Source organism: Asanoa siamensis (assembly GCF_016862555.1).
Classification (GTDB): Bacteria; Actinomycetota; Actinomycetes; order Mycobacteriales; family Micromonosporaceae; genus Asanoa; species Asanoa siamensis.
The window spans coordinates 127,831-139,854 of the sequence record NZ_BONE01000011.1; the positions used below are offsets into that span (position 1 = coordinate 127,831).

Below are 12,024 nucleotides of genomic sequence, written 5' to 3' on the forward strand. Positions count from 1 at the left end.
GCTTCCTCGGCGCCGACGACCGGGCCGGTCCCAACTACACCGGGCAGCCGGCCGTCGACTCGTTCTACGCGCCGGTGTCTCCCAACCCGGCGACTTTGGAGACATAGACGGACGCTTGTGCGTGCGGGTGTGCCGGGGCTACGGTGCGGGGGTCGGGTACGCGACGGTACTCCCCGGAGGAGGACGCATGGACCCTCCCGTCGTACGACTGCCGAAGGCCGCCCAGGCCGTCGGGATGGTGTTCCTCCGCCGCCGGTTCCTGATGTCGCTGCGCCGGCGCTACGGCACCGCGTACGTCCTCGACGTCCCGCCCTTCGGTCGTACCCTCGTGGTCAGCGACCCCGCGGCCCTCAAGCAGCTCTTCACCGCCGCCCCCGACATCGCTGGCACGCCGCAACCCAACCTCGGCCGGATGCTCGGCAGCGGCTCGATCTTCGGCCTCGACGGCGAGCCCCACCGGGCCAGGCGCAAGGTGCTCGTCCCGCCGTTCCACGGGCGCCGGATGCAGGCGTACGCCGGCCTGATCGAGGAGGAGTTCCGGCGCGAGGCCGCGACCTGGCCGCTGGGGCGCGAGTTCGCCACTCAGGACGCCTGGATGCGGATCACCCTCAACGTGATCCTGCGGGCCGTGTTCGGCGCCGACGGGGCCGAGCTGACGGAGCTGCGCGCGACGCTGCCGACCTTCGTGACCTACGGTTCCAAGCTGTCGATGCTGCCCGTCAGCGACCGCGGCATCGGTCCGTGGAACCCCTGGCGCCGCTTCCGCGAATACCGCGCCGCGTACGACCGGACCGTCCAGATCCTGATCGACCGGGCCCGGGCCGACGAGCGGCTCGACGAGCGCGACGACATCCTGGCGATGCTGCTGCAGAGCCGCTACGACGACGGCGCGCCGATGTCCGACGCGCACGTGAAGGACGAGCTGCTCACCCTGCTCGCGGCCGGGCACGAGACCACCGCGACGACGCTCGCCTGGGCGATGGAGCGGCTGAGCCGCCACCCGGCCGTGCTGCACGCGCTGGTCGACGACCTCGACGGCGGCGGCACCGAGCTGTTGCAGGCCACCATCCTCGAGCTCCAGCGCGTCCGGCCCGTGGTGATAAACACCGCCCGCCGCGTCAACGGCGACGGGCTCGTCATCGGCGGGTTCGCGGTGCCGCGCGGCTGGACGGTGCTCGCCGGGATCGACCTGGTGCAGAGCGACGAGCGCGTCTTCCCGCACCCGCGGCGCTTCGACCCCACCCGGTTCGTCGGCGAGAAGCCGGCCACGTACGCCTGGATCCCGTTCGGTGGCGGCACCCGGCGCTGCGTCGGCGCCGCGTTCGCCAACCTGGAGATGACCGTCGTGCTGCGCGCGCTGCTGCGCGACTTCGAACTGCGCACGACGTACGCGCCGGGCGAGCGCTGGCACGCGCGCGGCGTCGCGTACGCACCGGACAAGGGCGGCCGCGTGGTCGTGCACCGCCGCACGCGGCCGGTCCGCGGCCGGGCGGGGGAGCGGATGGAGGTCACGGCATGAGCAGCGCGGAACGGTTCGCCGACGTGGGTCGCGGGATCCGACTGTGCTATGTGGAGGAAGGCGACCCGGCCGGCGAGCCCCTGCTGCTCGTCATGGGGCTTGGGCAGCAGCTCGTCGCCTGGCCGGCGGGCTTCGTCGCCCTGCTCGCCGAGCGCGGCTTCCGGGTGGTCATGTTCGACAACCGGGACGCGGGCCGGTCCACGCACGCCGACTACCGGCCGCCGTCGTTCGGGCAGATCTTCACGGGCCGCATTCCCGCGCACGCGTACCACCTGGGCGACCTGGCCCGCGACACCGTCGGGCTGCTGGACGCGCTGGAGATCGAGCGCGCCCACCTCGTCGGCGTCTCCATGGGCGGCATGATCGCGCAGACGGTCGCCGCGCACTTCCCGCAGCGCGTCCGCACGCTGACGTCGATCATGTCGACCACCGGCGCGCGCTTCGTCGGCCGGCCGCGGCTGTCGACCTGGCGGCTGATGGGCGGTCCGCCGCCGCGCACGCGGGACGAGGCGGTCGAGCGGGCCGTGCGGATGTTCCGCCACATCGGCTCGCACGGCTTCCCGTTCGACGAGCCGGCGCTGCGGGAGCGCGCCGGTGTCGCCTGGGACCGTGACCACTCGGCGGCCGGGGTGGGGCGGCAGCTCGCCGCCATCTTCGCCTCCGGCGACCGCACCCGGGAGGTGCGCCGGATCCGCGTGCCGACGCTGGTGGTTCACGGCGACAAGGATCGGATGGTGCACCCGAGCGGCGGACGGATGACCCACCGGGCCATCGCCGGCTCGCGGCTGGTCACCGTCCCCGGCATGGGCCACGACGTGCCGGCCGGCGCCTGGCCGCGGCTGGCCGACCTGATCGCCGGCCACGCGCGGGCGGAGGCCGGCGATGTCGCGGCCTGAGCCGCTGGCCGGCCGGGCCGTCGTGGTCACCGGGGCGGCGTCGGGGATCGGCCGCGCGCTGGCGGTGCGGCTCGCCGGGGTCGGCTGCCCGGTCGCGGTGGCCGACGTGGACGAGGCGGGGCTCAAGCAGCTCGACCTGCCCGGGCCGGTGCTGCGCCGTCCACTGGACGTGCGCGACGCGGCGGCGGTCACGGCCTTCGCCGCCGAGGTGCGCGAGTGGGCGCCGGCGCCGCTGGGTGCCGTGTTCAACAACGCGGGCGTGGCGATCGGCTCGTCGGTCCTGGGCGCGGTGCCCGAGGACGACGACTGGCTGTGGGAGATCAACTTCCGCGGGGTGGTCAACGGGGTGCGGGCGTTCCTGCCGCTGCTGGTCGCGCAGGACGCCGGCACGATCGTCAACACCTCCAGCGTGTACGGGTTGATCGGCGTCCCGTACCAGAGCGCGTACTGCGCCGCGAAGTTCGCCGTGCGGGGGTTCACCGAGGCGCTGCGGCAGGAGCTGCGGGGCACCGGGGTGCGGGCGGCCGCCGTACACCCGGGTGGGGTGAAGACCAACATCGCGCGCAACGCCCGGTTCCGCACCGACCCGGAAGGCCGGGGCCGCACCCACGAGCAGATCGCGGCCGACTTCGACGCGATCGCCCGCACGACACCGGAGCGCGCGGCGGCGATCATCCACAAGGGAGTCGACGCGGGCCGGGCGCGGATCCTGGTCGGGCCGGACGCCTATCTGGTCGACGCGCTGGCCCGGCTGGCGCCGACGCGCTACTACGACATCGTGGCGGGCCTGCGCCGGTGACCGCCGCCGATCCCGTACGCGAGCGGCTGTTGAAGGGGTTGCACCGGGCGATCGAGGAGCGTGGCTACCGGGAGACCACGATCGCCGACATCGTGCGGCACGCGCGGGCGTCGCGGAGCACGTTCTACCAGGTGTACGCGACGAAGGACGACTGCCTGCTCGCGCTGATGGAGGCCGCGAACGCGGCGTTGATGCGCCGGATCGTCGCGGCGGTCGACCCGACGGTGGCGTGGCAGGCGCAGACCCGGCAGGCGGTCCTCGCCTACATCGCGCACGTCACCGCCAGCCCGGAGCTGTCGCTGTGCTGGATCCGCGAGTTCCCCTCGCTCGGCCCGGTCGCCGGCCAGGTCCGCCGGGACACGATGAACGCGCTGGCCGACCTGGTGCAACGCCTCACCGCCAGCGAGCCGTTCCGCCGGGCGGGCCGGGCGCCCGTCTCGCGCGAGCTGGCGCTCGTCATCCTCGGCGGCCTGCGCGAGCTGACGGCGACGGTCCTGGAGGAGGGCGGCGACGTGCGCGACGTGGCCGAGGCGGGCATCGCGGCGGCAATCGCGATGTTGGGTGCGGCGGCGGGACCTCTTCCCGCGCCGGCGCCCGGCGGCCTGCTCACCGACGAGCAGTGGGCGCGGATCCGCCCGCTGCTCCCGGCGCGGGCGGGCACGGGCCGCCCACCGGCGCCGCAGCGCCTGGTGGTGGAGGCGATCGTCTACCGCGACCGGGCGGGCATCGCCTGGCGCGACCTGCCGGCCCGCTTCGGCCCGTGGCAGACGGCCTGGAAACGCCACCGCCGCTGGACGACGGACGGCACGTGGGACCGCGTCCGCACGGCACTGGGCCAGGTCACGTAGCGTCGACGTCCGTGGGTATCGACGGCATGTGGCTGCGCGTGACGCCGGCCGAGCTGGACCGGGGTCTGCGGGACGTCGACTGGTTGCGCCGGCACGCGGAATCGGTCGTCGGCGACGACGTGGCGAGCACCGGCACGACGTGGCACGCTCTCGACCATCTGTTGCTGCGCCGGGACTTCCCGGTGCGCCTGGTGATGGGCGAGGAGTGCGTCGCCGACGACGTCGACTGGGGTTACGGCCCGCCGTACTATCTGACCCCGGCCCAGGTCCGCACCGCGGCTGAGGCCCTCGCGCCGCTCACGGAGGCCGACCTGATCGACGGCGTCGACCCGGGGGAGCTGACCGAGGCCCGGATCTACCCCGGCCGCTGGACCGACCTCTCCCCGGCGGTCAGCCACCTGTCCGAAGCGAAGTCCTTCTTCGCGGCCGCGGCGGCGGCCGGCGACGCGGTCGTCTGCTGGATCCGGTGAGGCCCGCGCCGCGGCGGCTCCGTCAGGAACACGAGGCCCGCGCACAGCCGGCCATCAGAGCAGCCCCGCCGCCATCGCCGTGGTCACGGCGGCGGTGCGGTCGTTGACCCCTAGCTTCGCGAAGGTGCGCAGCAGGTGCGTCTTCACCGTCGCCTCGCCGATGTGCAGGGCGCGGGCGATCTCGCCGTTGGACAGGCCGCGCGCTACCAGCCGCAGCACCTCCACCTCCCGGGCCGACAGGCCGTCCGTGCGGGGCCGGCGCACCTGGTGCAGCAGGCGCGTCGCGACCGACGGGCTCAGCACCGTCTCCCCGCGGGCGGCGGCCCGCACCGCGGCCACCAGGTCCAGGCGGCCGGCGTCCTTCAGCAGGTAGCCCGCCGCCCCCGCCTCGACCGCCCGCAGGATGTCGGCGTCCGTCTCGTACGTCGTCAGCACCACGACCCGCGTCCCCGGCACCGCCGCCAGCACCTGCGCGGTCGCGCCCACCCCGTCGAGCACCGGCAGCCGCAGGTCCATCAGCACCACCGACGGCCGCAGCGCCCGGGCCGCCGTCACCGCCTCCGGGCCGGACGCGGCCTCGCCGACCACCGCGATGTCCGCCTCGCCGGAGAGCAGCCCGCGCACCCCCGCCCGCACCACCGGATGGTCGTCGACCAGCAGCACCGTGATCACGCGGGCACCTCCACCCGTAGCGTCGTCCCGGCACCGGGCGACGATGTCACCGTCAGCGAACCGCCCACCTGGGACACCCGCGCCCGCATGCCCGACAACCCGTACCCCGAGGTGACCGCCGCGGGGTCGAAGCCGGGCCCGGAGTCGCACACCGTCAGCACCACCGCGGCCTCGCCGTAGTCGAGCGCGACCGACCCCGGCCCACAAGCGTGCTTGCGCACGTTGGTCAGCGCCTCCTGCGCCGACCGTAACAGCACGACGTCCACGCCCGTCGACAGTGGATGGACGACGCCCGACACCGTCAACGACGGCGCCAGCCGGCGGAGCGCGTCGACCAGGGAGTGCCCGGAGAGCAGCGACGGCGTCAACGCCGCCACCAACGCCCGTACCTCCGAGAGGTTGTCGCGGGCCGTGTCCAGCGCGAGCGCCAGGTGCGCGTCGGCCCGGTCGCGGTCGGCCCGCGCCGCCTGGATCAGCATCACCACGCTCGACAGGCCCTGGGCGATCGTGTCGTGGATGTCGCCCGCGAGCCGCTGCCGCTCGGCCAGCATCCCGAGCCGCGCCACCTCGGCCCGCGACGCCGCGAGCTCGCGGATCAGCGCCGCCCGTTCGTCGCTCTGCCGCAGCACCCGCTGTGACCAGGTCCCGGTGATCGACGACACCGCGACGATCACGACCGCCGTCGGCAGCAGCGACGCGACGAGAGCCGGGTCCCGTTCGGCGAACCACAGCACCACCACGTGTACGGAGGTGAAGAGCGTCGCGGCCGGCACCGCCCAGCGGGCCCGCAGCACCATGAAGCACTGTGGACAGAGCGCCATCAGCGCGAACGAGGTGGCGCCGACCAGGGCCACCGCGCCCACGTAGAGGACGAACGCCCCGCCGAGGTAGGCCACCCCGCGCAGGCCTTCCTCGTCGCGCATGTCGCGCCGGCCCAGCACCACGTAGAGCACCGCGATCCCGGCCAGCAGGGCCACCGCGCCCAGGCCGCGCCGGGCGGTCGCGGCCTCCGTCAGGACGAAGACCGCGACACCGACACCGACGATCGCGAAGTAGGCCTCGAACCAGTGGAACCTCGCCGCCCAGGCCGAGGTCAGCTCGTCTGCCGGCTGCGCCGGCCGAACGTCATGAGACACAGCACCAGACCTCCGATGCACCAGGCGGCGAGCACGAGAGCGGTCCGCCCATGCTCCCACGACGGCACGACCTCCTGCGGCAGCACCGTGTCGGGCAGGAACGCCGACCGGAAGCCCTGCGCCATCCACTTGAGGGGGAACACCGAGCCGAGCTGGATCACCCAGTCCGGCAGTGCGCCGATGGGCGTGTAGTAGATGCCGGAGATGAAGCCGAGCACCACGTAGGGGAGATTGAGCACCGCCGCCGCGCTGCGGGCCGACCGGGGCAGCGCGCTCGCCGCCACGCCCATCAGGCTGCACGCCACCACACCGAGCGCGAACACCCAGCCGAGCGTCAGCCACCGTGCCGCCGACGCGGGCAGCGGGAGGTCGAAGAGCACCATCCCGATCGCCAGCAGCAGCAGCACCTCGGCGAACGTCACCGCGAGGACCAGGAGGACCTTGCCCATCAGGTACGCCAGGGGCGGCATCGGCAGGCCGCGCAGCCGCTTGAGCGTCCCGTTGTCGCGGTCGGTGGCGATCCCGATGCCGAGGTTGACGAACGTCGTCGAGGCGACCCCGGCCGCGATCATCGACGGCACCAGGTATTGCGCGGACGTGACGGTCGAACCCTCGTACACGCCGCTGAACAGCGACCCGAGCAGGGTGAGCAGCACCGCGGGCAGGGCGAACGTGAACACGACGGCGTCCCGCTCGCGCCAGAAGGAGCGCAGCTCCACGCCGGCCCGCGCCGCGCCCAGGGATAGTGTGGTCATCGTGGGACTCCGATCAGGTCGAGGTAGACGTCCTCCAGCGAGGGACGGGTGACGGACAGGCCCGGCACGGGCCCGCCGTAGGCGGCGGTGAGCCGCGCGACGACGGCGGCCGGGTCGTCGGTCTGCTCCCGCCCGTCCCGCCACGAGACGGTGGCGACGTCGCGCGACCCCAGCGTGTCCGGCGCGCCCTCCGCGACCACCCGCCCGCCGGCGATGACGGTGACCTGGTCGGCCAGCGCCTCCGCCTCGTCGAGATAGTGCGTGGTCAGCAGCACCGTGGTGTCCAGCGCCCGCACGGTCGACCAGAACTGTCGCCGCGCCTCCGGGTCGAACCCGGTCGTCGGCTCGTCGAGGAACAGCAGCCGCGGCCGCCCCACGATGCCGAGCGCCACGTCGAGGCGCCGCCGCTGGCCGCCGGAGAGCCTCCGGATCCGGCTGTCCCGTTTGGACTCCAGCCCGACCAGCGACAGCGTCTCGTCCAGGCCGCGCGGCCGCGGGAAGTACCGGGCCACGTGCCGGATCATCTCGGCCACGGTCAGCTCACCCGCGTCGTCGGTCGCCTGCAGGACGATCCCGATCTCGCGCCGCCAGCTCGACCCGCCCCGAGCCGGGTCGACACCGAGCACGCTGACCGAGCCGCCGTCGCGCGACCGGTGCCCTTCGAGGATCTCCACCGTCGTCGTCTTGCCGGCGCCGTTGGGCCCGAGCAACGCCCGCACCTCGCCGACCGCGATGTCCAGGTCGAGCCCGTCCACCGCCACCGTGTCGCGATAGGACTTCCGCAGTCCCCGTACGCGTACCGCGTGGTCTGTCATGTCTTCGATGGAACGCCACCGCGGCATCCGAAAAGGACGACCGGCGGACGGAATCCCGGTGTCCACCGACCGGTGGACGCGGCGCGCCGGCGGGCCGGGCGGGGGCTCTCGGACCCGCCCGACCCACCGGCTCAGCGTCAAGCCGTACCCGAAATCGCCGGGATCATGCCGACGGGACCGGGGCGAGCACGTGCAGCAGCAGATCGGTCAGGGCCGCCAGGCCGTCCTCGCTGAGCACCGACTCGGGATGGAACTGCACACCGGCGAAGGTCGGGCCGCGCAACGCGTGGACGCTGCCGTCGGGAGCCTGGGCCAGCTCGACAGGACCGAACGCCGACGAGGAGGCGGAGCCGACCGGGGTGAAGGTCGAGTAGAAGCCCACCCGGCGCGGCGTGCCGAACAGGTCGACCACCGTCTGGACACCCTGGTACGGCGCGTGCCGCCGGCGCATCCCCAGCCCGAGCAGCGACGCCAGGATCTGGTGGCCGAGGCAGACGCCGAGCACCGGCCGCCCGTCCACCAGCCGCGCGGTCACCACCGCCCGCATCGCCGCCATCTTCGGCGAGGCCGGGTCCGACGGATCGCCCGGTCCGGGCCCGGCGATCACCAGGTCCGCGTCGCCCCAGGCCGGCGCGGTCCACGGCACCACCGACACGTGCAGCCCCAACGCCCGGAGCTGGTGGGCGAGCATCCCCGTGAAGGTGTCCTCGGCGTCGACGACCACGACCCGGCGCCCGGCCAGCGCGGGCACCGCCAGCGCGCCCGGGTGCGGCCGCTCGTCCAGCCAGAACCGCGCCAGGTGGTCGTTGCGGGCCGCGAGCAGTGCCTGCACCGCGGGGTCGCCGGCCCGGGAGGGCGCCGCGCCCGCCCCCGCGCGAGCCGGCACCAGGCCCAGCGCGGAGAGGATCCCCGCGGCCTTCGCGTGGGTCTCGGCGACCTCGCCGGCCGTCGTCGAGTGCCGCACCAGCGTCGCGCCGACCGGCACCCGCAGCGCCCCCGACGCCGTGATCTCCGCCGAGCGGATCAGGATCGGCGCGTCCAGGGTCTGCCGGCCGGCGTCGTCGTGGCCGAGCAGCGCGACCACGCCGCCGTAGTAGCGCCGCCCGCGCCCCTCGTGCCGCGCGATCACCCGGCATGCGTTCTCGATCGGGCTGCCGGTCACCGTCGGCGCGAACATCGTCTCGCGCAGCACCTCCCGCACGTCCCGGGTGCACCGCCCGGCCAGCAGGTACTCGGTGTGCGTGAGGTGCGCCATCTCCTTGAGGTACGGCCCGACGACCTGCCCGCCGGCCTCGGCGACCGTGGCCATCATCTTGAGCTCCTCGTCGAGCACCATGTAGAGCTCCTCGACCTCCTTCGGGTCGGCGAGGAAGTCCAGCAGGTCGACGTCCGAGCCGTGCCGGTGCGTGCCCGAGATCGGGTTCATCATCACGAGCCCGTCCTCGACGGACACGTGCCGCTCGGGCGAGGCGCCGACGATCACCCGGGCACCGGTGTGCACGAGGAACGTCCAGTACGCGCCGCGCTCGTCGAGGAGCAGCCGGCGGTACGCGGCCAGCGCCGCCGCGACCGGCGGGCCGTCGACCTGGGCCGTGTACGCCCGGTGGATCACGAAGTTGGCGCCCTCGCCCCGGCCGATCTCGTCGGCCAGCACCCGGGACACGGTCGCCGCGTACTCCTCGTCGCTGACGTCGAACCGGCCCGGTCCGACGGTGCGGACCGGCGCGTCCGGCAGTGCCGCCAGGACCTCCGCGAGCGGCAGCCGCTCGTGGGTCGAGATCGACAGGCATTCCAGGGGTACGGCGTCGTCGACGGCGTCGAAGCCGCGTTCGGCCACCTGGCGGTAGGGGACCACGGCGAGCGCGGGGACGGGAATCTCGGCGAGCGTGGTGACGGTCCGTACCGGACCGGTATACAGGTCGACGTGGTCGGCGCCTTCGCGGCGGACCAGAGCGAACGGTTGGTGCGGATCGAGCTGCATGTCGGCTTCCTCGATGGCTCGGGCGGATGCCGTCGAGCGGAAACCGAATGACCGGGCCGCCTCGAGGGCGGCCGCGTCGGATGGCTACGCGCGGAAGTGGGCCGCCTGGTCGGCGGGCCACCACATGTTCGGTCGCGCGTGCATGGGAAGCAAGCTACCGCCTGCGTGCGGGCTTCGGAAGAGGACCCGCGGGGTACCGTGGCGGGCGATGAACGTTCTCGCCCTCGACCTGGGCACCTCCTCGGTGCGCGCGATGGTCTTCGACGACTCCGCCCGGGCCCGGCCCGACGCGCTGGCCCGGCGCGGCTTCGACCTCTCGATCGCGGCCGACGACTCCGGCGGGGCGACCCTGGACGCCGACGAATATCTCGCGGCCCTCTGCGCCTGTCTCGACGAGCTGGCCAAGGCCGGGCACCTGGACGACATCGGGCTCGTGGCCGCGTCCGCGCAGTGGCACTCCGTGCTGCCGGTCGACGCCGGAGGCCGCCCGCTCGGGCCGGTCGTCACCTGGCTCGACACCCGCCCGGCCCCGCCCGAGGACGCCACCGGCCCGCTCGACCCGGAGGCCTTCCACCAGCGCACCGGCGCGTGGTGGCACCGGTTCTACTGGACCGTCAAGCTGCCCTGGCTGCGCGACCTCGGGCTGCGCCCGGCCCGCTACACGGGCCTCGTCGAATACATCCTCGGCGAGCTGCTCGGCGAGGCGCCGATGTCGGTGTCGCAGGCGTCCGGCACGGGCATGCTCGACCTGTCGACGATGGAGTGGGACCCGGAGGCCCTGGAGATCGCCGGCGTCGCGACCGGCCAGGTCCCCTCGCTCGCGGCACCCGACTGGCACGGCCGGCTGCGGCCCGACTACGCCCGGCGCTGGCCGCAGCTCGCCCGCGCGCTCTGGTCGCCGGCGGTCGGCGACGGCGCGGCCTCCAACATCGGCTCCGGCTGCGTCGACGAGACCCGGGCCGCGGTCACGGTCGGCACCTCCGCCGCCGTCCGGCTGGTGCAGCCGGCCCCAGGCGGCGCGGCGCTGCCCCCGCTGCCGCACCGGCTCTGGCGCTACCGGGTCGACGACGCGCGCGTGGTCACCGGCGCGGCCTACTCCGCCGGCGGCAACCTGTTCGCCTGGGCCCGCCGCGAGCTGCGGCTGCCGGAGGGTCCCGCGCTCGAGGAGACGCTGGCCGGCATCGCGCCGTTCGCCGGCGTACGGGCGGACCCGCGGCTCGGCGGCGACCGGCCGCCCGGCACCGCGCCCGCCGGCTCCGGCGAGCTGCGGCACATCGGGTTCGGCACGACGGCCACCGAGATGTTCGCCGGGATGATGGCCGGCGTCTGCACGATGGTGCTCGGCGACCTCGAGGTGATCGAGTCCACCGTCGACCACCGGGTCGCGGTCACCCTCGGCGGAGGCGCGATCGCCGCGTCGCCGTGGTGGCGGCGCGCGTTCGAGCTCTGCCTCGCGCCGCGGCAGGTCGACCACGTCGACGACCCCGAGGTCGGCTGCACCGGCGCCGCGCTCGTGGCCCTCGAGCGGGCCGCTCCGCCCGCCCGCCGCCCGTAAGGCGGACCGGCGGACGGGTGACTCGACCCGAAGCTGATCTCTCTGCGAGGATGGCTCAACCGGACGGACGAGGCGCTTCCGCCGGACGGGCGGCTCGTCCCTCAACCTCGCGTTCAAGGTGACCACACTGGGCGGTCGTCCCCGTGCGTGACCGTGCCACGCCTGGTTGGATGAACGGGTTTCCCGGTGTGGCCGGCGCCGGGGCGACGAGGAGGATCGGGTGGCAGGAGCGACCGGGCAGCCCCAGGGCGCCGTGCCGCACCACCGCCGCCAAGGCGGTGGGGAGACGAGGCTCGCGCCGCATCGTCGCCATTCCCGTTTCCGGCTGAGCGACTGGCGCATCCGCACCAAGCTGACGGCGATCCTGATCGTCCCGTCGGTGGCGTTCGTGCTGCTCGCCGGCTTCCAGGCGCGCACGCTGTTCAGCCAGGCGGGCGACCTGAGCGAGTTCTCGGCGCAGGTGGGGGTCGCCGACGAGATCGGTGCCCTGGTGCACGCCGTCCAGCAGGAGCGCGACCGCACGGCGGGCGAGCTCGCGGCGCCCGGCGACATCGGTGGCGGGCCCAACCTCACCCGGC

The 12,024-nt window shown here is 74.4% G+C and carries 10 protein-coding genes and 3 pseudogenes; 8 read left to right on the plus strand and 5 right to left on the minus strand.

From position 1 onward, the window contains the following. Window positions 1-187 precede the first annotated feature (187 nt). The 6 genes and pseudogenes from Asi02nite_RS09925 (at window position 188) to Asi02nite_RS09945 (ending at window position 4,532) form a co-directional block, all read left to right on the plus strand. Entirely contained in the window at window positions 188-1,519 is a 1,332-nt protein-coding gene (locus Asi02nite_RS09925; protein WP_203711945.1) for a cytochrome P450, read from the plus strand. Next, window positions 1,516-2,415, plus strand: coding sequence for an alpha/beta fold hydrolase (locus Asi02nite_RS09930; RefSeq protein ID WP_203711947.1), 900 nt, complete (start codon window positions 1,516-1,518; stop codon window positions 2,413-2,415). Before Asi02nite_RS09925 ends, Asi02nite_RS09930 begins: the two co-directional genes overlap by 4 nt. Beyond that, on the plus strand, window positions 2,402-3,214 hold the full coding sequence (locus Asi02nite_RS09935) for an SDR family NAD(P)-dependent oxidoreductase (RefSeq protein ID WP_203711948.1): 813 nt from the start codon (window positions 2,402-2,404) through the stop codon (window positions 3,212-3,214). The genes Asi02nite_RS09930 and Asi02nite_RS09935 overlap by 14 nt, the downstream gene beginning before the upstream one ends. Beyond that, a pseudogene (locus tag Asi02nite_RS42710) lies at window positions 3,211-3,369 on the plus strand (helix-turn-helix domain-containing protein); the annotation flags it as partial. The gene Asi02nite_RS09935 and the pseudogene Asi02nite_RS42710, both read left to right, overlap by 4 nt. A gap of 36 nt (window positions 3,370-3,405) precedes the next feature. Beyond that, window positions 3,406-4,044 (plus strand): annotated as a pseudogene (locus Asi02nite_RS09940) (transposase); the annotation flags it as partial. Window positions 4,045-4,073: 29 nt separating this feature from the next. Then, window positions 4,074-4,532: a YfbM family protein gene (locus Asi02nite_RS09945; RefSeq protein WP_239126605.1), complete on the plus strand. Its 459-nt coding sequence runs from the start codon at window positions 4,074-4,076 to the stop codon at window positions 4,530-4,532. A gap of 54 nt (window positions 4,533-4,586) precedes the next feature. Here Asi02nite_RS09945 and Asi02nite_RS09950 read toward each other — a convergent pair whose 3' ends face one another. The 5 genes from Asi02nite_RS09950 to Asi02nite_RS09970 all read right to left on the minus strand — a co-directional run bounded on the left by Asi02nite_RS09950 (window position 4,587) and on the right by Asi02nite_RS09970 (window position 9,891). Then, on the minus strand, window positions 4,587-5,204 hold the full coding sequence (locus Asi02nite_RS09950) for a response regulator (RefSeq protein WP_203711950.1): 618 nt from the start codon (window positions 5,202-5,204) through the stop codon (window positions 4,587-4,589). Next, window positions 5,201-6,340, minus strand: coding sequence for a sensor histidine kinase (locus tag Asi02nite_RS09955; RefSeq protein WP_239126606.1), 1,140 nt, complete (start codon window positions 6,338-6,340; stop codon window positions 5,201-5,203). Before Asi02nite_RS09955 ends, Asi02nite_RS09950 begins: the two co-directional genes overlap by 4 nt. Further along, the gene (locus Asi02nite_RS09960) at window positions 6,298-7,095 is read right to left on the minus strand and encodes an ABC transporter permease (protein WP_203711951.1); all 798 of its coding nucleotides are present in this window, start codon (window positions 7,093-7,095) and stop codon (window positions 6,298-6,300) included. The genes Asi02nite_RS09955 and Asi02nite_RS09960 overlap by 43 nt, the downstream gene beginning before the upstream one ends. After that, the gene (locus Asi02nite_RS09965) at window positions 7,092-7,910 is read right to left on the minus strand and encodes an ABC transporter ATP-binding protein (RefSeq protein ID WP_203711952.1); all 819 of its coding nucleotides are present in this window, start codon (window positions 7,908-7,910) and stop codon (window positions 7,092-7,094) included. The genes Asi02nite_RS09960 and Asi02nite_RS09965 overlap by 4 nt, the downstream gene beginning before the upstream one ends. A gap of 163 nt (window positions 7,911-8,073) precedes the next feature. Then, window positions 8,074-9,891 carry an anthranilate synthase family protein gene (locus Asi02nite_RS09970; RefSeq protein WP_203711953.1) on the minus strand — a complete coding sequence of 606 codons (1,818 nt, stop codon included), beginning with the start codon at window positions 9,889-9,891 and terminating at the stop codon, window positions 8,074-8,076. A 208-nt stretch (window positions 9,892-10,099) separates the two neighbouring features. Between Asi02nite_RS09970 and Asi02nite_RS09975 the strand changes: the two genes are divergently transcribed. Beyond that, the gene (locus Asi02nite_RS09975) at window positions 10,100-11,446 is read left to right on the plus strand and encodes an FGGY family carbohydrate kinase (RefSeq protein WP_203711955.1); all 1,347 of its coding nucleotides are present in this window, start codon (window positions 10,100-10,102) and stop codon (window positions 11,444-11,446) included. A gap of 220 nt (window positions 11,447-11,666) precedes the next feature. After that, window positions 11,667-12,024: pseudogene (locus Asi02nite_RS09980) on the plus strand (hypothetical protein); the annotation flags it as partial.

What these genes read in the sequence shown, in the direction of transcription:
- Asi02nite_RS09925 (WP_203711945.1), top strand. Translation starts at nt 188, where the DNA reads ATGGACCCTCCCGTCGTACGACTGCCGAAGGCCGCCCAGGCCGTCGGG.
- Asi02nite_RS09930 (WP_203711947.1), top strand. Translation starts at nt 1,516, where the DNA reads ATGAGCAGCGCGGAACGGTTCGCCGACGTGGGTCGCGGGATCCGACTG.
- Asi02nite_RS09935 (WP_203711948.1), top strand. Translation starts at nt 2,402, where the DNA reads ATGTCGCGGCCTGAGCCGCTGGCCGGCCGGGCCGTCGTGGTCACCGGG.
- Asi02nite_RS09960 (WP_203711951.1), bottom strand. Translation starts at nt 7,095, where the DNA reads ATGACCACACTATCCCTGGGCGCGGCGCGGGCCGGCGTGGAGCTGCGC.
- Asi02nite_RS09965 (WP_203711952.1), bottom strand. Translation starts at nt 7,910, where the DNA reads ATGACAGACCACGCGGTACGCGTACGGGGACTGCGGAAGTCCTATCGC.
- Asi02nite_RS09970 (WP_203711953.1), bottom strand. Translation starts at nt 9,891, where the DNA reads ATGCAGCTCGATCCGCACCAACCGTTCGCTCTGGTCCGCCGCGAAGGC.
- Asi02nite_RS09975 (WP_203711955.1), top strand. Translation starts at nt 10,100, where the DNA reads ATGAACGTTCTCGCCCTCGACCTGGGCACCTCCTCGGTGCGCGCGATG.